At 36.3% G+C, this 23,332-nt stretch carries 24 protein-coding genes; 13 read left to right on the plus strand and 11 right to left on the minus strand.

The window, feature by feature from the left end; translation table 11 throughout:
* Positions 1-2: 2 nt before the first annotated feature.
* The 6 genes from HND50_09195 to HND50_09220 all read left to right on the plus strand — a co-directional run bounded on the left by HND50_09195 (position 3) and on the right by HND50_09220 (position 5,178).
* Positions 3-677, plus strand: a complete 675-nt coding sequence (locus tag HND50_09195) for a type 1 glutamine amidotransferase-like domain-containing protein (GenBank protein ID NOG45395.1) — start codon at positions 3-5, stop codon at positions 675-677.
* Positions 673-1,881, plus strand: a complete 1,209-nt coding sequence (locus tag HND50_09200) for a mechanosensitive ion channel (GenBank protein NOG45396.1) — start codon at positions 673-675, stop codon at positions 1,879-1,881. The genes HND50_09195 and HND50_09200 overlap by 5 nt, the downstream gene beginning before the upstream one ends.
* 251 nt (positions 1,882-2,132) lie before the next feature.
* Positions 2,133-3,290 (plus strand): hypothetical protein, encoded by a 1,158-nt coding sequence (locus HND50_09205; GenBank protein NOG45397.1) that lies wholly within the window; start codon positions 2,133-2,135, stop codon positions 3,288-3,290.
* A complete protein-coding gene (locus HND50_09210; protein NOG45398.1) occupies positions 3,283-3,654 on the plus strand; it encodes a hypothetical protein in 372 nt (123 codons plus the stop codon). Before HND50_09205 ends, HND50_09210 begins: the two co-directional genes overlap by 8 nt.
* A gap of 32 nt (positions 3,655-3,686) precedes the next feature.
* Entirely contained in the window at positions 3,687-4,844 is a 1,158-nt protein-coding gene (locus HND50_09215; GenBank protein NOG45399.1) for a hypothetical protein, read from the plus strand.
* A complete protein-coding gene (locus tag HND50_09220) occupies positions 4,831-5,178 on the plus strand; it encodes a hypothetical protein (GenBank protein NOG45400.1) in 348 nt (115 codons plus the stop codon). The genes HND50_09215 and HND50_09220 overlap by 14 nt, the downstream gene beginning before the upstream one ends.
* Before the next feature lie 26 nt (positions 5,179-5,204).
* Here the strand turns inward: HND50_09220 and HND50_09225 are convergent, their stop codons facing one another.
* Positions 5,205-5,624, minus strand: a complete 420-nt coding sequence (locus HND50_09225) for an isoprenylcysteine carboxylmethyltransferase family protein (protein NOG45401.1) — start codon at positions 5,622-5,624, stop codon at positions 5,205-5,207.
* 139 nt (positions 5,625-5,763) lie between these two features.
* On the opposite strand from HND50_09225, the gene HND50_09230 reads away from it, so the two are divergent.
* The 5 genes from HND50_09230 to HND50_09250 all read left to right on the plus strand — a co-directional run bounded on the left by HND50_09230 (position 5,764) and on the right by HND50_09250 (position 12,410).
* The gene (locus HND50_09230) at positions 5,764-6,612 is read left to right on the plus strand and encodes a MerR family transcriptional regulator (GenBank protein ID NOG45402.1); all 849 of its coding nucleotides are present in this window, start codon (positions 5,764-5,766) and stop codon (positions 6,610-6,612) included.
* Positions 6,596-7,681: an alpha/beta hydrolase gene (locus tag HND50_09235; protein ID NOG45403.1), complete on the plus strand. Its 1,086-nt coding sequence runs from the start codon at positions 6,596-6,598 to the stop codon at positions 7,679-7,681. Before HND50_09230 ends, HND50_09235 begins: the two co-directional genes overlap by 17 nt.
* Positions 7,681-8,319 carry a hypothetical protein gene (locus HND50_09240; protein NOG45404.1) on the plus strand — a complete coding sequence of 213 codons (639 nt, stop codon included), beginning with the start codon at positions 7,681-7,683 and terminating at the stop codon, positions 8,317-8,319. The genes HND50_09235 and HND50_09240 overlap by 1 nt, the downstream gene beginning before the upstream one ends.
* A gap of 141 nt (positions 8,320-8,460) precedes the next feature.
* The gene (locus HND50_09245; protein NOG45405.1) at positions 8,461-11,025 is read left to right on the plus strand and encodes a response regulator; all 2,565 of its coding nucleotides are present in this window, start codon (positions 8,461-8,463) and stop codon (positions 11,023-11,025) included.
* A 200-nt stretch (positions 11,026-11,225) separates the two neighbouring features.
* Positions 11,226-12,410: an HD-GYP domain-containing protein gene (locus HND50_09250; protein NOG45406.1), complete on the plus strand. Its 1,185-nt coding sequence runs from the start codon at positions 11,226-11,228 to the stop codon at positions 12,408-12,410.
* An 18-nt stretch (positions 12,411-12,428) separates the two neighbouring features.
* Here HND50_09250 and HND50_09255 read toward each other — a convergent pair whose 3' ends face one another.
* From HND50_09255 to HND50_09270, 4 genes are read right to left on the minus strand one after another with little or no spacing between them, the layout of a single operon-like run.
* Positions 12,429-13,094 carry a DUF2461 domain-containing protein gene (locus HND50_09255; protein NOG45407.1) on the minus strand — a complete coding sequence of 222 codons (666 nt, stop codon included), beginning with the start codon at positions 13,092-13,094 and terminating at the stop codon, positions 12,429-12,431.
* A gap of 11 nt (positions 13,095-13,105) precedes the next feature.
* Positions 13,106-13,978: an alpha/beta fold hydrolase gene (locus HND50_09260; protein ID NOG45408.1), complete on the minus strand. Its 873-nt coding sequence runs from the start codon at positions 13,976-13,978 to the stop codon at positions 13,106-13,108.
* 54 nt (positions 13,979-14,032) lie between these two features.
* Positions 14,033-14,401: a VOC family protein gene (locus HND50_09265; protein NOG45409.1), complete on the minus strand. Its 369-nt coding sequence runs from the start codon at positions 14,399-14,401 to the stop codon at positions 14,033-14,035.
* A gap of 20 nt (positions 14,402-14,421) precedes the next feature.
* Positions 14,422-14,790, minus strand: coding sequence for a VOC family protein (locus HND50_09270; GenBank protein NOG45410.1), 369 nt, complete (start codon positions 14,788-14,790; stop codon positions 14,422-14,424).
* A 181-nt stretch (positions 14,791-14,971) separates the two neighbouring features.
* Here HND50_09270 and HND50_09275 point away from each other — a divergent pair, with 181 nt between their 5' ends.
* Positions 14,972-16,429 (plus strand): hypothetical protein, encoded by a 1,458-nt coding sequence (locus HND50_09275; protein ID NOG45411.1) that lies wholly within the window; start codon positions 14,972-14,974, stop codon positions 16,427-16,429.
* Between the two features lie 6 nt (positions 16,430-16,435).
* Here the strand turns inward: HND50_09275 and HND50_09280 are convergent, their stop codons facing one another.
* The 5 genes from HND50_09280 to HND50_09300 all read right to left on the minus strand — a co-directional run bounded on the left by HND50_09280 (position 16,436) and on the right by HND50_09300 (position 20,047).
* On the minus strand, positions 16,436-17,323 hold the full coding sequence (locus tag HND50_09280; GenBank protein NOG45412.1) for a serine hydrolase: 888 nt from the start codon (positions 17,321-17,323) through the stop codon (positions 16,436-16,438).
* A gap of 3 nt (positions 17,324-17,326) precedes the next feature.
* Complete coding sequence (locus HND50_09285; protein NOG45413.1) at positions 17,327-18,205, minus strand: DMT family transporter; 879 nt, start codon at positions 18,203-18,205, stop codon at positions 17,327-17,329.
* Position 18,206: 1 nt separating this feature from the next.
* Positions 18,207-18,422 (minus strand): hypothetical protein, encoded by a 216-nt coding sequence (locus HND50_09290; GenBank protein NOG45414.1) that lies wholly within the window; start codon positions 18,420-18,422, stop codon positions 18,207-18,209.
* A gap of 81 nt (positions 18,423-18,503) precedes the next feature.
* Entirely contained in the window at positions 18,504-18,917 is a 414-nt protein-coding gene (locus tag HND50_09295) for a hypothetical protein (GenBank protein NOG45415.1), read from the minus strand.
* A gap of 11 nt (positions 18,918-18,928) precedes the next feature.
* Positions 18,929-20,047, minus strand: a complete 1,119-nt coding sequence (locus tag HND50_09300; protein NOG45416.1) for a hypothetical protein — start codon at positions 20,045-20,047, stop codon at positions 18,929-18,931.
* 361 nt (positions 20,048-20,408) lie between these two features.
* Here HND50_09300 and dacB point away from each other — a divergent pair, with 361 nt between their 5' ends.
* Complete coding sequence (gene dacB, locus HND50_09305; GenBank protein NOG45417.1) at positions 20,409-21,854, plus strand: D-alanyl-D-alanine carboxypeptidase/D-alanyl-D-alanine-endopeptidase; 1,446 nt, start codon at positions 20,409-20,411, stop codon at positions 21,852-21,854.
* Between the two features lie 14 nt (positions 21,855-21,868).
* Here dacB and HND50_09310 read toward each other — a convergent pair whose 3' ends face one another.
* Positions 21,869-22,951: a T9SS type A sorting domain-containing protein gene (locus HND50_09310; GenBank protein NOG45418.1), complete on the minus strand. Its 1,083-nt coding sequence runs from the start codon at positions 22,949-22,951 to the stop codon at positions 21,869-21,871.
* Positions 22,952-23,332 lie beyond the last annotated feature (381 nt).

Consider the following 23,332-nt stretch of genomic DNA (forward strand, 5'->3'; position numbering starts at 1 on the left):
TTATGAACCTCAATTTAAAACCCATCTTTCTTTTTGCTGATAGTCAGCCACTTTTTGATTGCCCAATTAATTTTCCACAGGTTTTGGGGATAAATAATTGTAAAGCTGCATATATCAGTTTTTCCAATAATGACGAACCTGAATACTATGAAATTTTTCTGGCATTGATGGAAAAACAAAATATCAAAGAATGCATGCACATAACATCAAACTATACAACTTCAGAAAAAACCTTTCTTGAACAAGCAGATCTGATTTTGCTTTCCGGAGGAGATACAGAAAAGGGCTGGAAAAAAATTGAGGAAAAAAACCTGCCGCAACTTTTGCTTAAAAAATACAGCCAGGGTAAAATAATAATGGGCGTCTCCGCCGGGGCAGTTCAATTGGGGAGTGGCTTTCGTTCCAAGCAAAGCTTTGTTTCAACCTTAAATCTCCTTCCCATTACTATTGATGTGCATAATGAAGAAGATGAATGGGCTAATCTTAAAAGTATAGTCACTGAAGACAAACCAACACTATTAGGAATAGGGATTCCATTGCATGGCGCAATGCTATATCATGCAGATGGAGCTGTTGAGGCATTACAAAAACCCTTGGCTGAGTTTTACATGGAAAAAGGCAGTTTAAAAAATAATCTAATTATGATAGGGGAAAAAATTGCTGGCGGATCAAATTAAAGAGTGGCTTGGTGAATATGCCGCATTTGGTAATTTATTTTTATTCATTTTTACGCTTGCTGTAGCCGGCCTGGTTTATATAATTGTAAAAAAAATTGTACTAAAAATTGCTTCAAAACTCATCCACAAAACCAAAGTTAAGTTTGATGATTACATCTTAGAAAGCAAAGTTTTTGAGCGCCTGACTTTGATCGTTCCGGTAATAATTTTTTATAACACAATTTATCTGTTTCCCGGTTGGCAGGATTTAATTGATAAACTCACGGGTGTTTTAATTGCCCTGATTATTAGCCGGGCACTGACTTCGCTTTTTACTGGCCTAACTAATTACTACTCTACTTTAGATATTGCCAAAACCCGCCCTATAAAAGGCTATGTTCAGGTGATTAATCTGCTTATATATCTGATCGCTTTCATTTTTATTATCGGTCTAATTACAGGTGAATCACCCTGGGAACTATTAGCCGGGCTGGGCGCTTTAACGGCCGTTTTGCTGCTTATTTTTCGTGACACAATTCTTAGTTTTGTGGCCAGTTTGCAAATTGCCAGTAATGATTTGGTGCATGTGGGCGATTGGATTGAAATGCGGAAATTTGGGGCTGACGGAGATGTAATTGATATTGCCCTGCATACTATAAAAGTGCAGAACTGGGATAAAACTATTACTGTTATTCCAACCTACAAGATAATCGATGAGAGTTTTAAAAACTGGCGTGGAATGACAGCTGCAGGGGGCAGGCGTATTAAACGGGCATTCTATGTGGATTTAAACAGCATCTCCTTTTGTACAGAAGACATGCTGGCACGCTTTGAGAAAATTGAATTGATATCAAGCTATGTTAAAACCAAACGTGAAGAACTGGCATCCTATAACCAAAACACAGTCGGTAAAGAAAGAATTAATCAACGCCGTTTAACCAATATTGGCACATTCCGTATTTATGTTGAAACATTTATAAAAGCACACCCAAAAGTACATAAAAACCTTACGTGCATGGTTAGGCAATTGGCGCCAGGGCCACATGGTGTGCCACTGGAAGTTTATCTTTTTACAAATGATATTGAATGGATAAACTATGAGGCAATCCAGGCAGACATCTTTGATCATATCTTTGCAATAGTTCCAGAGTTTGATTTGCGCATGTATCAGCAACCTTCAGGTCAGGATATGTCACGCATCCAATTTATCCCTTCGGAAGCCTAGCCAAAACGGATATTTGCAATTTATTTCTATTATTGTATTTTGATGGCATTATTTCTCCTCTTAGAACACGCTGAAAGCGGAATATCGTCATAAGAAATGACGTTCATTTAAACAGTATTTTAGTGCTTTTAACCAACTTCAAATATCTAAATAGGATTTAAATAAGGAAAGGAGGTCCTAGCTTTTGTACTCTACATGGAATGTAGTTTAATAAAAGGATTTTTCTGTTCACCTAGTTAAGGAGATTGTTTATGCGAATACTTAATTACAATAAAATTCTGTATAGTATCGTTCTCTCAGTTTTTCTTATTTCTTTTTCATTTGCCTCAGAAACAAGGGTTTCTACAATGGGATCCAATGGAATCTTTTTAAAAGATGATTCGAATGTGATGCTGTTTCCCGCCCGCATAATGCAATATTCAGATTTGGTAATTTCAGAATTGCGCACTAAAAAAGACAATAGCAGTTACACTATTGGTCTTCACATGGGATATGATAATATGGCTTCCGGCCTGTATATAAATGCACCTATTGGTTCAGGATTACTTAGCGTAGGTCTTTCCAGCTTTGGAGGACTAACCTCTACTCTTAACAATGGCTATGTATTTATGTTTGGAATGGGCATGAATGACATGGATGTTGGCTTTGGATTGGTAACTGCCGGTTCTGGCTTTGAAACAGGTACCGGAGATACCAAAACAACTGAATCACTATACTACATCGGTGTTCTTGGTGGGGTATCCAATGATGTAATGGATTTGGGTGCGATGATTGAATTGCCATCAATTACCCAGGAAATTGGCAGCGGAAAAGCCGAATATAGTGGCTTTGGACTAAATGCTCAAGGGCGATACTTTTTAATGAAACGTCGCGGGATGTCAATTTTTCCTGTAGGACGGGTTTCCTTTGGCTCAACATCGTTTGAGGTTAAAGACGGTGGAACTACTGATTATAGTACATTTTCAGCCGCCGTTGGTGTTGGAGTGGAAAAGCCTATAAATGAAGACAATACATTGGTAATAGGTTTAGAGGCAAGTATGTCATCCGCTGGACGTGACATCAAAGATGGTACTGAATCTACTACTACAGTCTCTACACTGCCGGGTATTTATGTGGGTGTTGAATCCAGGATTGCAAGCTGGTTAATTGGACGCGTAGGAGCGGCACAGGTAAACCAACAAACAGTTGCTGAAACAACACCGGACGGCGGAGATAAAGCTGAAACAACAACAAATGGTTCAAATGTTAAAGTTTCTCTTGGCCTTGGTATGGAGTTTGGTAATTTTTTAGTTGATTTTGCTTTTAATGAAGGGTTGTTGTTTGATGGCCCGGCTGTCTTAAGTAATACAGGTGAACTTTTAGCCTCAAAGATATCAGTCACATATAACTTCGGAGGTGACAATGAATAAGCTTAGAGCAATGATTGGAGTTTTAGCCGTTGTGTCATTATTTATCGGCCAGTGTGGGTGCCCTTATATTGGGAGTAATCCTGCCGGAGCATTAAACTCAGAGGGGATTTATTATTTACTTCATTACTGGTTCTGGTATGGTAGTGATGCAAAATATGAGTTTAGCCAAAATGGTGAAATGGAAATAACACCTACCGATACAAAAGAAACAAAAAAAGGTTTTTGGACAACTGAAGGCGAAACAGTAACCTTTGTGCTGGATGGAGAAGTGACTGTTTATACATTGGAAGAAATATCTGATTCTAAAATTCGACTGTATAATGATGAGACCTCTTTCCATTTGGAAAAAGGTGAGAAAAAGTAAATCTATTATACATCATGATAAGGAGATTGTTTATGCAAAGGTTTAAATTACAGAAATTGTTTCTTACATTCGCAGTGGTGTTTTCTGCTTCTGTTTTTGCCTCAGAAACCCGAATAACAACGATGGGAGGAAATGGGTTATATTTAAAAGATGAAGCGAATATTATGTTGTTTCCTGCTACACTTTTAAAATTCTCTGATTTGGTTGTTGCTGAAATGAGAGCAAAAAAGACAAACAGTCGATATTCAGTTGGTGTTCATATGGATTATGGAAATGTTGCCTCCGGACTGTACATAAATATGCCGATCACTTCCCCAATAGTTACAACTGGCCTTGGTCGGTTTGGAGGACTAACAGCAACATTAAATAATGGCTACGCTTTTATGATGGCCATGGGAATGGGAGATATGGATGTTGGTTTTGGATTGCTTACTGCCGGATCAAACTATGAAACAGGTGATGATCCTAATAAAACAGAAGAATCTTCATCTTATATAGGAATTCTTGGTGGAGTTTCAAATGACATGTTGGATGCAGGTATTTTGATTGAGCTTCCTTCAATTACACAGGAAATTGGAGCCGGCAAAGCGGAGTATTCCGGTTTTGGTTTTTCAGCCAATGGCCGCTACTTTTTAATGAAACGTAATGGAACAAATATTTTTCCTGTTGGACACCTTACATACGGAACAACCACTTATGAAGTAAAAGACGGTGAAACGACTGATTATACAAATATGATTGTAACCGTTGGTGTTGGAACAGAAAAACCAATCAATGAGGACAATGTTTTGGTGGTTGGTGTTGAAGCTGGTTTAGCTTCGGTAACAACGGATACAAAAGATGCAGGAGAAACAACCTTTTCTACTTTAACCTTACCGGGTATTTATGTAGGTGTTGAATCTCGAATTGCAAGTTGGTTAATAGGCCGCGTTGGAGCAGGTCATGTAAATCAAAGCTTCACAACTGAATCAAAACCGGATGGTGGTACTAAATCTGAAACAACTTCAGACGGCTCCGCTTTTAAAATAACACTTGGGCTTGGTATGGAGTTTAGTAATTTTTTAGTTGATTTTTCTTTTAATGAAGGTCTGTTGTTTGATGGGCCTGCAATAATCAGTAACACAGGTGAAGTTTTGACTTCCCGTCTTTCAATTACATATAATTTTGGAGGTGATGATGAGCAGAAATAAATTATTTTTTGGTGTATTACTGGTTGTCTCCCTTTTTATGATCCAGTGTGCTACGCCATGGAGAACCGATAATGTAAATAATACCAACACATATTCTAAAAGTATAATTGGTGATTGGAAAACTATTGATGCTACCTGGTCTTTTAAAGACAATGGTGAACTATCTATAAACCATAATTCCGGGGCCAAGGAAACTGGTTCTTGGGTTGTTCAGGAAGAACAAATAGAAATTGTAATAAATGAGGAGAGAATGACTCTTTACACGATTGAGCTTTTAACTGATACAAAGCTAAAACTTTCCAGCAATTTAAAGACAATCATATTAATAAAATAATAAAAGCCCCTTTTGGGGCTTTTTTTTTAATATATAAATGGAATGAAATAATATGTCCCGGATTTATATTTTTCATATTCGGGGAAAACGGCCACCAGTTTTTTTTCTTCATACCTGAGTTTGAAAACCAAATCGATCAACAAAAATAAAAAGCCCAAAAACATATACCATACCGGGTTGCTCAATATTAATCCGGTACATAGCACTAACAAAGATGTGTACATAGGATGACGGATAAGTTTATAAGGCCCATGCGTAACAAGTGTCGCCCCTTTTTTAATATCCGGTAAAACATTTACCTTATAAATCCCCATTGTAAAAATAGCCCACAATCCTAAAATTATTGCTGCCAAAATTAGAATAATCGAAGCCATTTTTATATTTTCCCAATTTGTTACAATGCCCATAAAAAATAAAAGCGCAAACTGGATTATGACAAAAACCATCGTTTCCTGAGATTAAAATTCACTTGTTTATAAATTCAAAAGTTATAACTTTTTTTGAAAATATATTATTTCAAGATTTGACTCTACCCCCGGGGCAATGCTTATATTACTAATATTGTTTAACCTTTAGCCGCAGAAAATGAAAGAACTATTATTTAACATCGGTGAGTTTTCACGCATGACAGGGCATACTTTAAAAGCCTTGCGTTTGTATCATGAAAAAGGTTTGTTAATTCCTCACAGGGTGGATGAATTTACAAATTATCGCTATTATAATTCTTCAAACCTGGATCAGGCCAGGATTATTTCTATGCTGCGTTCGATGGATTTTAGCCTGGTGGATATAAAAACTATTCTTGAAAATTATGATAATGATTCAGATATCATCACAGTGTTGAAGAATCAAAAAATAAAAATAGATGAAAGAATATCAAATCTGGAAAACATAACCCATCGCATTGATTCAATTATCCAAAAAGAAAAGCCTGGCAAAAACAACCTGTTCGATGGACAGTTTCATGTTGAAGAAAAAACAGTTCCTCCAATGCTGATTGCAGGTTTACGTTTCAAAGGTGCGTATCCTGAATCGGCAAAGTATATTGGAAAACTTGCAGCTAATTTAAGAAGCAATATGTGCAGCCCACCGTTTTGCCTTTATTACGATGGCGAGTATAAAGAAAATAAAGCGGATATTGAAGTTTGTTTTCAAATAAAGAAAGACAAGAAATATTCAGGTATTAATGTTCGTCGCACAAAAAAAACAAAGGTTTTGTCTTTGATCCACAAAGGGCCATATGAAGAGTTAAGCCGTTCTTATTCAAAAATAATCGCTGAAATTAAAAACCAAAAACGGACAATGGATTTACCCATCAGGGAGATTTATTTAAAAGCACCGGGAATGGTTTTTAAGGGAAACCCTCAAAACTATTTAACAGAAATACAAATTTGTGTCAGAAAAAATGGAGACAAAAATGAAGACAGTGTTTAAAATAGTTGGAATCCTTGCAGTAATTGTAATTATTGCTGGCGGAGTTATTTACTATTTTATGCAACAGCCAATGTATAAGCCTGGTATGGTAAATCAGGGTCAGAACTTACGGTCCGGTTTAAATCCGCCTTCACAGATTGGGCAGGACAGTTTATTTTGGCAGGTTGAAGATGACATAAAATTGTATCACACTGCCCAAGGATCCGGAGAGGATGTTTTAATAATACATGGTGGTCCTGGAATTCCTTATGCTAAACATTGGTCAGGATTGGATTCCTTGCTTCACAACTATGCATTTCATTACTATCATCAACGGGGAGCGGGTAAGTCAAGCAAGCCGTTCGATAAATTTCAATCACAAAATTATTATGACAATATGCAGCTCCTGGAGAGAACTTTGGGTCTTGGAGCGCAAATAGCAGATATCGAAAGGATACGCCAGATACTGGGCAAAGAGAAACTAACGCTTATCGGCCACTCGTTTGGGGCTTTTTTAGCCTCGCTTTATGCTGCAGAATTCCCCGAACGGGTTAAGGCATTGGTACTTATAGCTCCGGCAGATGTAATGGTTTTGCCTTCAGAAACAGGTTTATTTGAACAGGTAAATTCTATGCTGCCAGAAGATGAGCGCCAAAACTTTGCTGTATTTATGGAAAAATATCTGGATTTTTCAAACCTGTTTTCCAAAAGTGAAAAAGACCTGGCCAATAATCAAATTGAGTTTGGCCGATATTATGCAATGGCTATAAAGTCACGAGGAATACAAATGCCGGAATTTCAAATGTCAGAAAATGATATTGCCGGATGGGCTGTTTATGCAATGTATTTTAGCATGGGCCAATCTCATGACTATAGTTCATACTTTACTGAAATTAATGTTCCAACATTGGTAATTCACGGCGGCGAAGATATACAATCGGAGGAAACGAGTAAAAAGTACAATAGCTATTTTAGTGGATCTGAATTTGTAAAGATTGAAAATGCCGGCCATTTTCCTTTTTACTCACAACCGGAGTCCTTTGCCAGTGCTGTTAATGTATTTTTGGAAAAAACAAATCTGGGGAAATAATGCAAAAATTTGATTATAAAAAAGAATTAAAACATCTGTACAAACCGTCTGTTAAAAATATTGAGACTATTGATGTGCCTAAAATGAATTTTTTAATGGTTGATGGTCACGGTGATCCTAATAAAGAAAAAAGCTTTGAAGAAGCCATTACAGTTTTATACTCAGTTTCATATACCCTCAAATTTATGATAAAAAAAGGAGAAGTAGAAATTCCTCACGGGCAGGTGCTTGATTATGTAGTAAGACCTTTGGAAGGGCTTTGGTGGGCTGAAGATATGATGGATTTTGATAAAGGAAATAAAGACAATTGGAGCTGGACGCTGATGATAGCCCAACCGGATGTTGCAGATAGTGAAATGGTGGCAACAGCTATCAATAAAGCAAAAAGTAAGAAACCTTTACTTGAATTTGAAAAGCTCAACTTCAAAGATTTTACTGAAGGCCGTTCTGCACAAATTATGTATATGGGGCCTTACTCGGATGAAGGACCGACGATAAAGAAAATTCATCATTACATAAAAGAACAGAATGGATCATTATCTGGTAAACATCACGAAATATATTTAAGCGATCTACGACGAACAGCCCCGGAAAAACTTAAAACAATTATCCGTCAGCCATTTCAAGAAAGTCCCTAATCTAAATATTGTTTATCAAACATGTTTTACCTGTTCCGCATATCGATGCTTTTTTTTATTGAGTTAGGGAAATATTTCCTTAAATGTAATAAAAAGCCAAAAAATGCCGAAGCATAAATCAGAATAACTCACGTACATTTTATGTTAGTTGATTTTAACAGCTTTGATCAGATCAGGCAAAGGGTACTTTTAACAGGTTTTGTATTAGGTTTTGTTGCATGCACGTATGCAAGTTTAGAGTTGATTTACGTTAAAAGCCACTCATCTCCCATATGGGTACCAACGGGGTTTGCTTTCGCCATTTTACTTATTTTTGGAAAACGGACTTTGCTTTCCTTGGCAATTGGTTCATTCGTTTCCATTATTCTCACAAGAAGCTTTAATGACCTTCCATTCTACCAAACAATAACAATAGCAGCAATTTCGGCATTTGGTGTTTATTTACAAGTACTTGCGGGCTATAAACTTTTAAAGTATTTCAAAAGTGAAATGGATTATCTAAAAGATGTTCGTAGTACATTTATTTTCGCAACGGTTTCGATGGTTGTTGGGGCAATTGGTGCAACAATAGGCGTTTCAGTTAGAATGATTTTTTCGGGATTCGATTTTAGTATTGTATCAACCCTATGGACACGATGGTGGATGGGAGATGTAGTCGGATTGTTGGTTTTCAGTACCCTTATTTTAAGCTTTTATAAAAAACCGAAACTGGACATCTCATTTGCACGCTTATTTGAGGTACTTTCTCTTTTTACACTTATTATTGTTTTTACACAAATGGTTTTTGGGGAATGGATCCAAGATGAAATTAGCAATTCGTTGCCATTTTTGATTATTCCAATTCTGTTATGGATAGCATTTCGTTTTTCAACCAGAGAAACATCACTGGCAATATTGATTGTGGCATTTATAGCAACCTGGTTTACCAGAAACGGCATGGGCCCTTTTATGCGTGAAGATTTAGCCCTCTCGCTTTTGGTATTACAATTATATTTAGGGGTTATCACTATAATGGCAATTGTAATGTCAGTTTCAGTACAGGAAAGAAAACGTGTAAAAAAAGAATATTCCAATATAAGCGAGTCTCTGGAAAGACGAGTTTCAAAACGAACGGATGAGTTGGCAACCCTGAACAAAGAACTTCTTATCGAGGTAAATCAGCGTAAAAAAGCAGAAGCAGAATTAAAAGAAAGCCAGGAAAGAAACCAGGCTCTTTTGCTGTCTTTGCCGGATTTAATTTTTCTTCATGATGGTGATGGTAAAATAATTGACTACCAGGCGCCAGACATAAATATGTTATATTTAGAACCACAAAACTTCCTTGGCAAACCTTTTGAAAGTATTTTCCCGGCAGATATCGCAAATGATTTGAAATTGGTTTTTAAAAAAGTTTTCAAAACAGGGCAAACACAAAGTTATGAATATTTCCTAGATATAGCAGACCAGAAAAGCTATTTCGAATCCCGAATCAGCCTTTGCGGAGAAGACCGTCTGATGAGTGTTGTTCGTGATATATCTGATCATAAACGTGCAGAACAGGAACGGGGTCAACTTGAAGATCAGGTCCGCCATGCGCAAAAATTAGAAAGTTTGGGCGTATTGGCAGGCGGCATTGCACATGATTTTAACAACCTTTTAACTGCAATAATGGGTAATACAGGCCTGGCATTAATGAATATTCCGGATAAATCACGGGCCGCAAAAAACTTAAATAATATTGAAAAGGCTTCTTTGCGGGCTGCCGATTTATGTCGTCAATTACTAGCCTATTCCGGAAAAGGAAAATTTGTTGTTGAAGCAATAAATATAAATGAGCTTATAAAAGAAATGTCTAAGCTGCTTGATGTTTCCATATCTAAAAAAGCAAAGTTGAGTTATAATTTTTCTGAACCGATCCCGTTTTTTGAAGCAGATGCAACCCAGGTTCGCCAAGTTGTAATGAACTTAATTACAAATGCTTCGGAGGCGATAGGAAATAAAGGGGGTAAAATTGTAATTAAAACGGGAACCCATAAATGCACAAAAGACTATTTAAGTAACTCTTATTTTGATGACGATCTTGATGAAGGCGATTATATCTACTACGATGTTATCGATGATGGAAGTGGCATGTCTGAGGAGACAAAATCAAAATTGTTTGACCCGTTTTTTACAACAAAATTTACCGGGAGAGGCTTAGGGCTTGCAGCAGTTATTGGTATTGTACGCAGCCACAAAGGAACTATAAAAATTGAGACTGAAGAAGGAAAAGGGACACGCTTCCGTATTTTGTTTCCCATCTCAGATATCAAACTTGTTAAAGAGAAAAAACCAAAAGAAGAATATTTAATTTGGCAGGGAAGTGGAACAGTTTTGGTCGTTGATGATGATGAGTCTATCCGCCTGTTGGGCAAAGCTACTCTGGAACAAGTTGGAATGAATGTTATTACTGCAAATGATGGCAAAGAAGCTGTTGAAGTTTTCAAGCAAAATTCGGATGAAATTAAACTTGTTTTAATGGATATGACAATGCCGCATCTTAGTGGTGATGAGGCATTTAAACAAATACAAAAACACCGTTCGGATGTTAAGGTCATTTTATCCAGCGGATACAGCGAGCAAGAGGCAACTCAAAAATTCAGCAACTCGGGCTTAGGTGCCTTTCTACAAAAACCTTATAAACCATCCGATCTGATTATTAAAGTAAAAAATGTTCTTGCAGGTTAGTGAATATTTTGCCTAATCCTTAAAGAAACATATCCTTTGGCAACCCCCTCTTAAACCTATTGCTTTCTACAAACTATCAATTTCACAAAGATTTTTAAGTTTTTCACTAACGGTTCGAAGTATAAGTGAAATAATATTTTTATACTTTGATTGGCTTACTTTTAATAAAAGCTAAGGCAAGATTTAAAGGAGAAAGATTAGTGATTAAACGGGTATGCATAAATGACCTTCGGCCAGGTATGTTTATTGTGGATGTGACAGATAGCTGGAGTAAGCGCTTAGGTATAGAAAAGGAATTATATCTTACGGATCAAGGCCTTCTACAAAAACTGCAGCAGATGGGCTATAAAGATGTACATATTGATACAGCAAAAACTAAAATTCTTAAAAGCAAACAAAAGGCACCAGCTAAAATATCAGAAAAAAAATCATCTATTCAAGAAAAGCTTTCCAATGCTGCAAATGTACATAAAAAAACATACAAAGCCGTTACATCAATAATGAGTGATTTTAAAAGAAGCGGGAAAATTAGACTGGGTAACATTCAAGAAGTGGTTTCAGATGTTGTTGATTGCGTATTAGAAAATAAATACATAATTACCGGACTTGGCATGATGCAATCTAATAATAATGCTTTATTTGAACATGCGGTTAATAGTTTAACTTTGATGGTCGCCTTTGCAAATTCTCTTGCCTATGATTATGAAAAGCAAACGGAACTTGGGACGGGCGCGCTACTTCACGACATTGGCATGCTGGAAGTGCCTTCCAATATTTTAAATAAGCGTAGCAAACTTTTACCAGATGAAATGATCGAAATGAGAAAGCATGTTAAACAAGGCTATGAAATTCTGAAAAACATTCCAGGTATACCTCAAAGTACTTTGCTTATGGCCAGCCAACATCATGAACGGATTAACGGGTCAGGTTATCCTTTAAAACTAAAAGGGGATAAAATAAGTGAATATGGGCAAATGGCAGGAATTATTGACGTTTACCATGCAGCGACATCTGATAGGGGATATAGAAAAGGTATTTCTCCTTCGCAAGCCCTGGCTGAGATACTGTTGAAAAAAAATGACATGTTTAATGTTGAATTAGTTGGAAAATTTGTAAAAGCCATTGGTATTTATCCATTTGGCTCGCTTTTAAAACTTAAAAACGGATTAGCAGGAATAGTTGTAAACATCGAAGAGGAAGACCTTTTGCACCCAACGATGAGAATTATATATGATCAACAGAAAGGTGGATTAATAAGGCCTTACGATATTTACCCTGGGAATTATAAAAAGGACTCAAATTATAAAATTATGGGTGTTAAGCCTATAGAAGAACTATTCCTAAAAAAGGCGGATATTTCAAAATATTTAGGAGTCCAGTATTAACCGTTTTTAACTTTGAAACTATTGTGTCACTTTTTTGAAATACGAATTAAACGGTTTCCCAGCCAAATATAACTCGTAGATTTGATCTGCCAGGTTTTCACTAAGCAGAACGTCGAGGTCAAGCGTTGCTCCATAGTAAAAAGTTTTATTAAAAAGAATAGGCAGCTTTTCTGCGGCATCCATAAACTCTTTTGGCAATCGTTTGTTTTTCTGACCCAGCAATTCTCCGAAATTGGTAATAAAAGATATTGCCTTTACCACTTTATTAAACTCAGCAGGATCCTTCATGATCGCTGTACGCACTTTTAGTAGTTGATCTTTTTCAACATGATGCGCCCCCCCATAAACCTGAACACCATTCGGGCTGAATTCAAAATAAATCCCTGGCGTTGAAAAATCCTTTCTGCCACCTGGAGAGATAACTGCCGAAACATTGGTCTTATAGGGCGTTTTATCTTTTGCAAAACGGATATCGCGGTTTATTCTGAAGATAGCCTCTTTGGGTTGGATTGCCACAGAGGGGTCATCTTTTTGAATTCGGCCAATCATTTCCGCAACAAAGTCATGAAAGGGTTCTTTAACCATTTTCTCATAGCGTTTTTTATTTTCATGAAACCATTCTTTATTGTTATTTGCTTTTAGTTCTAAAAAGAAAGCTACAAAATCATTTTCAAACCAAGGCATCGATCCCTCCATTATTTTTTATTAATAAAATCATCTATTAGCGGGCAAATTTCGGAAGCCAGCTCTTCCTGTACAAAATGGCCTACATCCTCTAGTTTTTTTACAGTATGCTTTTTAAGCAGGTCTTCCCATTTGTTCAATTCATTTTCGCGGAAAGCAATATCTTTCATTCCCCACAAGATAAGAGACGGTTTATCTGCAATCTTTTCCCTTTGAGACCACAGTTTCTCTAACCAATCATTTGATCCGATTATTTCTTTTGGAAAAACCCAGCTGCCTTTTCTATGTGCTGGTGTATCCAATGGATTTAGGTAATGGCTGTGAATTTCTTTGGTGAGCTTTGAAGTATCGCCATAGGCTTTTTTCATCACGACTTTTGCAAAAAAATTAAAATTCCTAATCAGGAACTGTCCAATTGTACCACCCATAAATCCACTAAATTTTTCATAATGTGGGTCTCCTTTAGCAGGCCAAACCCAAGTATTCATAATAACCAGGTTCTTTATTTTTTGTGGGTGCTTTAATGCGTACGAAAGCCCAATTGGTCCACCCCAATCCTGAACCACAAGTGTTATGTTTTCGAGGTCAAGGTTTTCAAGTAAAGCCTCAAGGTTTTCAGCATGTTGTTCCGGAAGATAAGACCAATCGTGTGGTTTGTCAGATAGCCCAAACCCAATATGATCCATTGCAATACACCTGTTATTGCCGGATAATCCTTTTATCATATGCCGGTATAAATAAGACCAGGTTGGGTTGCCATGAACCATGACAATTGGGTCACCGCTACCTTCATCGACATAATGCATTTTACCAATATCATCCAAATCCAAAATTTTTGATTTAAAAGGATAATCATTTCTGTCTAACCATTGGGGAGTATTCATTTTTAACCTTATAAAACCTTCCGGTTTTGCGACCCGGAAGGCATAATTAAGAATCTACTTTGGAGAATGAAAGGCGATTTTATTTCCTTCTGTATCCATAAAAAAAGCCATATAACCAATCTCATCAGAGATTTTAGTTTTTGGCATAACCACTTTACCGCCAGCTTTTTCTACTCGTCCAAGCGGTGTTGAAAGATCTTCACCACCATTCAGATATACAACTGCTCCATCAGCAGAAGGTTTGTATCCTTCGCCTGTACATATCGAGCCGCCTACTTCACCGGGATCATTGCTTAAAAAGGCCATTTTAATCCCTTGCATTTCCATAGGTTGTAGGTCTGTGCCAAGAACAGAGCTATAAAAATTTACTGCCCTGTCATGATCGGTTGCAGGTATTTCAAACCAGTTGATTGCATTTGCCATTATATTTCTCCTTTTGTGTGTTATTGTTGTGAATGTAATGCTACACGATTGCCTTCGCAATCTTCAAAATGGGCAAAAAACCCATGTTCCCCAATGCTTGTTTTAGGTACCAGTGTTTTACCTCCCGATGAGTTAACATTTGAAAGTGTTCCTTCAATGTCATTTACACTAAAGTAAACAATTGACCCGGAATGTGAAGGTGTATATCCTTCGGCTTTGATTAAAGTTCCTGCTGACCCGCTTGCTTCAGGATCTATTGGAAAAAAAGCCATCTTCATTGGCCCCATTTCGTTAAGGTCCAGCTTTACATTAAATATACCTTCATAAAAAATTTTTGCCCTGTCCAGGTCAGAAACAGGTATTTCGAACCAGTTAATTGCATTTGCCATAAAATTTCCTCCGTTTGGTTGGTTTATAATTGCAAAAAATTGTGGAACAAACATAGCAGAAATCAAAATAGCTTCAAATGATAAATCTTAAAAAACGTAAAAACCTATTTTTTTTATTTTTGCACGCAGGGCTTATATTGTTTAGTCTATTGGGGAAAACCACAAAAAAACGTAAAAGTCTATGCTAAAAAAGACCCAGTTATTTTTTTTAATAAAATCGATGAGCAAAGCAGAGAAAAGGTATTTCAAATTGTTTGTTTCATCAACAAGTGGAGATAATAATTACCTGTTGCTCTTTGATGAAATAGACAATCAAGTTGAATATGATGAAAAATCAATCAAAAAAAAATTTGCCGGTAAAGCATTCATAAAACAGCTTCATGTAACAAAAAACTATTTAAGCAATCTTATCCTGAAAAGCTTGCGCAATTATCATTCTAAAATTTCTAAAGAAGCCGAATTAAAAGATTTACAGCGCAATGTGGAAATTCTTTTAAAGCGAGAGCTTTTTCAACAATGTCTGTTTAATGTTGAAAAGGGTATTCTAATTGCTGAACAATATGAAAAATGGCCGGACCTCTTAAGTTTTCTCGAAATAAAAAGGACAATTCTGCGAAATAAAAAGGGTACGTCTGCAGCATTGGACGAACTCAATCAAATTAACAAATTGGAGCAATCTGTTTTAAACAAATTGATGCATACTTCCCGCTATTGGGATTTGACAGTAAATATGTTTTCAAATTTTTCAGAACCGGAAAAACTGGAATCAAACTCATTGCTTCAAAATGAAAAACTTGCAGATTCCTTCCAGGCAAAAATGCTTTATCACTATGCTTGGCAGGCGGTACATTTCACAAAAAACAATTTACAGGAAACGCGTAAAACAATGGAAAAGGTAATCTTTTCCTGGGAAGAAAATGAACATCAGATTTATGAAAACCCGGCAGCATATTTAACGGCTTTAAACAATCTTGTTGGAATTGCTCTACAGGCAAAGCAATATGAATATGCCGAGCATATGATTTACAAAATACGCAGGGTTCCAATCCGTTATGGACTGAAAAGCAATAATCCGATTGCAGTTAAGGCGATGTTGCACAGCTATAATGTGGAGCTTGAAATGTATCGGGATACACGACAGGCCGACCGTGGTATTGAGGTTATCCCCAAAGTAAGAGAATTCCTGGAAGATAAATCATTAGATAGGCCAAAGTCTTATGAGCTTTTGCTATATTATCAGTTTTCAAGTTTGCATTATTTTAAAGAAAACTATGAAGAGGCTCTAAAATACTTAAATATAATTCTTGCCGGCAAGTATGCAAACACCCGTGATGATATTATGAGCTATGCTCATCTGTCTTTTTTGGTGATCCATTTTGAACTGGGCAATATGATTCTTTTAAGATATGCTGTTGAATCATGCAGAAGATTTTTAAAGAAAAAACGTGATCTTCAGGATTTTGAAAAAACGCTTCTATCTTTTTTTTCGAAGTTAAGTACAGTTCCCAAAGCTGAATATAAAGATCATTTTAAAAATCTAAAATCGGGACTATTTGCAGGATTATCAGAAAAAGAGAAAAACAATATTTTAGATTATCTGAATTTTGAAGAATGGATTGAAAACAATCTAAACAAATAGACTTTTTTAATTATTATGTTTGACGAACTCATAAATCATTTTTGAAACTTCCGCCATGGTTTTTACCGCGCCATCAGGGTCTTCCAAATTTTTGGAAAGCAGAACCAGGACATATTTATTCCCATCTTCTAAAATTACAATTCCTGAGTCATGTCGAACACCGCTAATAGATCCTGTTTTATGGGCGACTTTAATACTTTTAGGAAGCAGCGCCGGGATAATCGAATTGTATTTTTGATCTAATAAAATGTCTGTCATTTTTTTAGAAGCCGATTTACTTACAGCGCGACCAGAAGCGATTTTTTCATAAATAGCCAGTAAATCTTTGGCAGTTGTTGTGTTGCTTAAACCAGCATTATAGGCTTTCATATCTTCAACACCACGCAAAACCTGAATAGTATTTGCCCCCATTTCGCGCATGGTTTGGGTAACTTTTTTTGCATCAAGAAACTCGATGACAATGTTTGTGGCCAGATTACTGCTGCGGATAATCATATCATAAACAAGATCAGAAATTGTTTTTTTCTTTCCAATAAAATCATAAAGCCCCTCACCTCCATCACGGGAAATTTCTAAACTAAAACCGGATCCGTCGACAATGCTTTTAAACTCATTTTTTATTTCAAGTGAATCTGTAAGATTAAATTTTCCGCTTTCCGCTTGCTTAAAAACTTCAATCATTACCGGCGTTTTCATTGTACTGGCCGCGTGGAAAATTTCGTTTTCATTTAGAAAAAGTGAGATAGGGTTTTCTTCAATTGTTCTAAATGCCACGGCAAAATTTCCATTATGTTTGGCAAGTTTGCTCTTAATCTCTTCTTCCAGTTTTAAAGTGTTCTTTTCCATATTTATGATTCCCGTAAATGAAATAAAACTTAACAATATAATGAACATTTTCTATCTCCTGTTAACGATATAAACGCCACCAATAATTAAAGCCATGCCAACAAAATGAAGTGCGAAAAATTGTTCACCATCCAAAAATCCTATAAATAGCGCAACAATGGGAATTATGTAAGTGACAGAACTTGCAACTACCGGAGAGGTCATTTTCAATAATCTAAAAAACAAAATTAGTGCTAATGCAGTGTTAACTATTCCAAGAATCGCAAGATAACCTAAAGCTTCAAGCGAGCCGGGTTGTGTTGAAAGCCGAGTGGTAAAATCTGTAAAAAAAAGATAAACTAAAGCCGGCGGCCCAATAAAAAACAAAGCAAGCCCGGTTAACTGAACGGAAGGTACATCTGACAGATATCTTTTGATATAGTTAACATTAAATCCATATAAAAAAGAGGCTAAAATTACAAAAAACACAAAGTAGTTGATTGTACCAAGAGCCCCGCTTTTATTTATTAAACTTAAACCGATTGATCCGGCCAGGCCAATTAAAATACCGGCCACTTGTTTTCGATAAATTTTTAAATGAAACAGGAAAATGCCAACCAGTAAAGTAAACAACGGAGTTAATGCATTTAGCACACCAGTAATTCCGCTTTCTAATTGAGTTTGCGCCTTGGCAAATAAAAATGCAGGGATTAAATTGCCGGTTAACCCGGAAATAAACAATTGCCAGCCATGAGGCTTTAAATATTTCTTTATGTGAAAAATTGCGGTTGGAAGTAAAACGATATAAGCGAATAAAATTCTAAGTAATGCAACCTGCTCAACGGAATAAACAAAAAGCCCTTTTTTTATCAGAATGAATGAGCTGCCCCAGATTACGGAAGTAGCTAGTAAAAGTACGATGGCAAGTGTTCGCTGTTTTTTTTCTCCCATCTTAACCGTTGCCGTAAACTTTAAAAACAGGACCGTGTAAATCGGCAGCTTTTGAGGAGCATGCAAATTGTATCACATTTGTAATTGCTTTTGGAGTAACCCAAAGTGATGGGTGGACTGCGGCTGCAACAGAATAGCCATTTTTCAAAAACAATTCTTTAACAGCTTGCCCTAAATTACCCGAAGCTCCTGTTAGTAAAACTGTTTTGTTTTGCATATAATTAGTCCGGTAATTTTTGGGAATCTATTAAAAAAGAAAAATGCCTGGCATGACAAAACTAAGTTGTTATAAGAAACACTATTCAATCAATATTAAAACTTTTACTGATTTATCTACAAGGTCGCTGCTAACAAATCCAATTGAGCCTGGCGTTTTTGCAATGGTTTTTAACATCTCTTCTTCAGTTTCCAATACTTCTGGGGGATCGCCTTCTCCAAGCAACACCTTTTTTAACCAAATTGATTTCATGCGTGAAGAACTTTTTCCAATAAACTTATAGAATATGTCACGTACGCCGGGTTTTGGTTTTAAATCAAAAACAATCAAAGTAAAATCGTTCTCCCATTCACGGATGTCACCCGTATAAAAATCCAATAATTGACTTTTAGAAATAGAATCCACAGAAACAGAGTTGTGGGCTATTACGGCTACTTGAGAATAGCCTTTTACAGATAGGAGTATAATAAAAACAAATAGAAAAATGCTTTTCATTCTTTTACCAATTAAAAGAAAACTGAGACTGCTAACGCATGATTACCAAAGTCAGCCGTTGGTCCAACATGATACTGATCGGTAAAAACTTTGGTTTTAAATTTGATAAGCGCACTTTGGGCTTTTAGAGTGATACGATCGTTTAACATATAAGACACGCCGACTGTAGGAACGGAAAATGAAAAGTCAGCATTCGGTAAAAATTTTTCTCTGATGTGCCAATAACTAAAATATGGATACCACTCATCAGTAATAAAATACCCAAGTGTTGCATAATAAAAAGTTTTGGTTAAATCTAATTGAGGAATATTTTCATCATACAAAACTCTGATAAACTCTGACTTAAAATCAAAATTTCCGAATTCAAAGGAAATATCTGCGCCCAGCCGCATACGATGGACAAGTTTATTGATGGATGAATCTTCTAAAAATATTTTAGGGCTAAACTTAACACCGGCAGCCTGGTCAGAGGTAAATGAAACACCCAGTTTAAAATTCTTTGTTCTAAACCCAAGCCGTGTACCGAATAAAAATGTGTCAGTTGTATCAAGGCCGGAAATTGCATTGCCTTCCCAGGTTTCAACATTTGGGCTGTTACCAAGGTAAGTTGCGTAGTCGATTTTAATTGAGCCAACTCTATGAAAACCATAGGCTTGGATAAAAGTTTTTTGGGGAACAAAGTCACTAATAGCAATTATTTCGGAATACGAATCCTCGTAAACTAAAGGCTTGGTTACATAAGGAACAAGCGGTGTCCTGTTTTTGATTTCATTAAAACTGTTAAAGATTGGAATTTGTAAACCAAGCTTCAGATTAAAATGATTCCCTTTTCGAAAACGAAGCCAGGCTTCTTCAACACTAAAAGCACCCCATTGCTTTACGGAAGTAAAATTATTAACAGCCTGAAAATTAATAAAAGCGCTCCAACTTTCTGCTATGTCTTTTTGGGCAATCAGGTTTAGTTGCTGCATATTAAATGATGATCTGCGGATTTGACTTCTGCTAGTCTTTTCATATACAAATGAATTTTGAAAATAGCCAAAAATGCGTAGAGGAGATTCTTCTGTTTGGGCAAAGGAAAACTGAAACAAAAAGATCATCAAGGTTAAAACACTAAATATTTTTATCATCAATAATTCCCATAGGTATTTTGGAGTGTTAAGCCCATAGTTTAATTAATAAACCTATTGAAATAAAGGAATATCCAATTTTATAAAAGTAGGGCTCTATATTGATTAATTAAACACTTATAATTTGAAATTGACGATGATCATAGATTTTGGGTTTCCGTATTATTTTATTATGTCATGAAAGTGAGATAAAAAAATCGGGCTCCCCCACGTCCGAAAAGTCTGCTCCCCCTAATGCAGACACCAAACCCGGTCAGTTTGGCCGGGTTTTATATCATACATAATAAAAAATATTTTAGACTTGTCTTTATGTTTGATAGTTTTAAACGACTAATTAGAAAATCATGAAAGATGAAGAGATATGTCAAAATTGTTTTTTTTGATCCTTATTTTGGGCACGACTTTATTTGCTCAATCACCGAAATCGCTTGTTCATAAATATCAAAAAAGAGCTGCGTTGAAAAATGCACAATGGTCTGTCTTTGCCAAATATGTCGAAAGTGAGAATATTGTTATTGATCATAACAGTAGTTTCAGTTTAACTCCGGCATCCGGGTTGAAGTTATTTACAACCGCAACAGCTTTGGATGTGCTTGGGAGTGATTTTCGCTTTTCAACCAGGCTCTATTTAAACGGAACAATTGAAAGTGGTGTTTTAAAAGGAGACCTTTTAATTATCGGAGGTGGTGATCCTACTTTGGGCAGTTCACAGGTTAAAGGTTCTCTTCCTTTGGATAGCCTTATGATGAGTTGGACGGAAGCAATCTCGCAAAAAGGCATTAAGCAAATCACAGGGAATATTGTTTCTTTTACCGGACTTTACGATGAACAATCAGTGCCTGGATATTGGTATTGGATTGATTTGGGTAATTATTATGGGGCTGGAAGTAATTCGTTAAATATTAGTGATAACCTGTACCATGTTTTTTTTAAGCCTGCAAAAAACGTTGGTAATGGTGCTAAAGTATTGAGGACAGAACCTGAGATACCGGACCTGACTTTTAACAATAATATGAAAACCGGCAAAAAAGGATCTGGAGATAATGGTTATATTTATTGCGCTCCCGGTCAATTTAGGGCAACATTAAGAGGAACAATTCCCGCTGGTGTAAAAGAGTTTTCGATCAAAGGTTCAATTCCCGACCCAGCTTTATTTGCAGCACAGGAATTAAAACGATCATTGCAAAAGGTGAAGGTAAATGTAGATGGAGAAGCAAAGGTATCCCGCAAAGAATTTAATTTTGATAAATCCAGGGTTTTGCATACAACCTGGTCGCCGCCTTTAAAAGATATTGTTTACATTGTTAATAAACGCAGCAATAATTTGTATTCTGAGGCGATTGGTAAAATGGCCGGGTTAAATGTTTTTAACTATGGCTCAAATGAAAACTCCGTTAAAGCAATTTCCTCATTTTTTGAGCGCAATAATATTGATGATGAAATGAGTCTTTATGATGTTTGTGGGTTATCACCAACAAATACAATCTCCACAAAAATGATGACAGAACTACTTGTTACCATGAGCAAACATGAAGAATTTGACGCTTTTTATAACTCGATGGGTGTTGCAGGAGATGCGGATGACATTGGCCATTTTAAAAACTTTGGTGTGGGGACAAAGATTGAAAAAAATGCGCGGATTAAGTCAGGAACAATTACCCGTGTAAAAAGTCACTCAGGATATTTACAAGATAGAAAAGGCAGGTTGATTGCATTTTCTATGATTGCTAATAATTACAAAGGTTCTGTGCGAAATATAAATAACATGCATAAAAAAATACTAATTGCCCTAGCAAAATTAAACTAATCTGTAAATGAGTTTTATCTTAGCAAAAGCATCTTTTTGGTCAAGATTTTTGAACCGGCTTTTATTCGGTATATATAAATTCCACCAGGTAACCCAGAAGCATCAAACTTAATTGAATAATCTCCATTAACCTGATCCATATCAACCAGGGTTTGTATTTTTTGCCCCAATGTATTATAAATGTCTAGTGAAACATGGCTGGGTTTACTAAGCTTATATTTTATGGTTGTTACAGCTTCTTTTGCCTGGGCGCTTTTTTCTCCAAAAGGATTGGGATAGTTTTGGTTAAGCTGGAAAGATTTTGGCTGTTTAAACTGTTTTATATCTGAAACAATATCTGTGTAAGATCCTGTTTCTAACGGAGAGATATTGTCGGCTTCGTCTTTTGTTCTGATTGCAAAGTATTTAGAATCATCAGTTGTACCACTCATATCAATCTGGACAGACCCTTTCGCAAAATCACTTGAATCTCCCTGGAAAACCACGGTTGCAGTTTCCCATTTTGCATTTGTGTTAACTTTTTCATCATTTGCCCAGCGGATCTCGAAAGAACTAATACTGCCAGATGTGCTGTCATCACCTGAACTTGAATTATCCCATGAAGCAGTTGCCAAACTAAAATCAGAATTAACCTCAGTCACAAGAAAATTGCTAACGGACGCAGGGCTAATTGCATCGGGAACAGAAATTAAATCTGAAAAAGAGCCATTTTCTAATTGCGAAATGTTTCCGGCTTCATCACTGGTGCGGATTGCAAAATACTTATCTCCAATATTAAAACTACTCATGTCAATATCTGTTGAGCCATCGGCAAAAACAGTAGAATTTCCTTGAAAAGCTATTGTTGCAGCACTCCATTTTTCATCGTTATCAATCAGTCCGGCTTCTTTTGATGCCCATCTTATTTCAAAAGAACTAATGCTGCCGGATGTGCTATCATCGCCTGAACTTGTGTTATCCCAGGAAGCCGCAACGGAACTACCATCTGAATTAATGAGAGAAACAGAAAACTCGGAAACCGAAGAAGGGGCAATGAAATCAAGGTCAGGTTCGTCAGCCGTCCGCGGGTCCGGCATCTCAACAAGATGACGAACCACTTCAATCTAACTGTTTTTATTGAGTTTAAGAGACTTGATAAACCGGGATTATCGTACCATAAACCCAAAATATTCTTCAATGCAGGTGCAATTCTCATACATTTTTACCGCGTTTATAATATGCCTAAACCGGATAAAATAACTAAAGATGAATATACATTTAAAAGGAATAAGCGGGCCAACACATATAAATCTTTGATGGAAAGCAATAACTGGACTCAGGCTGATTTAGCACGACACTTAGGAGTTTCCAGAGCTTGGGTAACTAACGTACTAAAAAATAAATAGGTGTGATGCCTATTTATTTATCTTGAATTTCAGTATTAAATATATTACCCTCGTTTTGGACATTTAGACATATGGACACAAAGTATATACATT

This window comes from Calditrichota bacterium (assembly GCA_013112635.1).
GTDB lineage: Bacteria > Calditrichota > Calditrichia > Calditrichales > J004 > JABFGF01.

Excerpts from the sequence above, each read along its gene's own strand:
- HND50_09285 (NOG45413.1), bottom strand. The coding sequence starts at position 18,205 with ATGGGAGAAAAAAAACAGCGAACACTTGCCATCGTACTTTTACTAGCT.
- HND50_09225 (NOG45401.1), bottom strand. The coding sequence starts at position 5,624 with ATGGTTTTTGTCATAATCCAGTTTGCGCTTTTATTTTTTATGGGCATT.
- HND50_09220 (NOG45400.1), top strand. The coding sequence starts at position 4,831 with ATGAGCAGAAATAAATTATTTTTTGGTGTATTACTGGTTGTCTCCCTT.
- HND50_09280 (NOG45412.1), bottom strand. The coding sequence starts at position 17,323 with ATGTTCATTATATTGTTAAGTTTTATTTCATTTACGGGAATCATAAAT.
- HND50_09195 (NOG45395.1), top strand. The coding sequence starts at position 3 with ATGAACCTCAATTTAAAACCCATCTTTCTTTTTGCTGATAGTCAGCCA.
- HND50_09265 (NOG45409.1), bottom strand. The coding sequence starts at position 14,401 with ATGGCAAATGCAATCAACTGGTTTGAAATACCTGCAACCGATCATGAC.
- HND50_09210 (NOG45398.1), top strand. The coding sequence starts at position 3,283 with ATGAATAAGCTTAGAGCAATGATTGGAGTTTTAGCCGTTGTGTCATTA.
- HND50_09260 (NOG45408.1), bottom strand. The coding sequence starts at position 13,978 with ATGAATACTCCCCAATGGTTAGACAGAAATGATTATCCTTTTAAATCA.
- dacB (NOG45417.1), top strand. The coding sequence starts at position 20,409 with ATGTCAAAATTGTTTTTTTTGATCCTTATTTTGGGCACGACTTTATTT.
- HND50_09255 (NOG45407.1), bottom strand. The coding sequence starts at position 13,094 with ATGCCTTGGTTTGAAAATGATTTTGTAGCTTTCTTTTTAGAACTAAAA.
- HND50_09275 (NOG45411.1), top strand. The coding sequence starts at position 14,972 with ATGCTAAAAAAGACCCAGTTATTTTTTTTAATAAAATCGATGAGCAAA.
- HND50_09295 (NOG45415.1), bottom strand. The coding sequence starts at position 18,917 with ATGAAAAGCATTTTTCTATTTGTTTTTATTATACTCCTATCTGTAAAA.
- HND50_09270 (NOG45410.1), bottom strand. The coding sequence starts at position 14,790 with ATGGCAAATGCAATTAACTGGTTCGAAATACCTGTTTCTGACCTGGAC.
- HND50_09240 (NOG45404.1), top strand. The coding sequence starts at position 7,681 with ATGCAAAAATTTGATTATAAAAAAGAATTAAAACATCTGTACAAACCG.
- HND50_09290 (NOG45414.1), bottom strand. The coding sequence starts at position 18,422 with ATGCAAAACAAAACAGTTTTACTAACAGGAGCTTCGGGTAATTTAGGG.
- HND50_09235 (NOG45403.1), top strand. The coding sequence starts at position 6,596 with ATGAAGACAGTGTTTAAAATAGTTGGAATCCTTGCAGTAATTGTAATT.
- HND50_09230 (NOG45402.1), top strand. The coding sequence starts at position 5,764 with ATGAAAGAACTATTATTTAACATCGGTGAGTTTTCACGCATGACAGGG.
- HND50_09300 (NOG45416.1), bottom strand. The coding sequence starts at position 20,047 with ATGATAAAAATATTTAGTGTTTTAACCTTGATGATCTTTTTGTTTCAG.
- HND50_09215 (NOG45399.1), top strand. The coding sequence starts at position 3,687 with ATGCAAAGGTTTAAATTACAGAAATTGTTTCTTACATTCGCAGTGGTG.
- HND50_09205 (NOG45397.1), top strand. The coding sequence starts at position 2,133 with ATGCGAATACTTAATTACAATAAAATTCTGTATAGTATCGTTCTCTCA.
- HND50_09245 (NOG45405.1), top strand. The coding sequence starts at position 8,461 with ATGTTAGTTGATTTTAACAGCTTTGATCAGATCAGGCAAAGGGTACTT.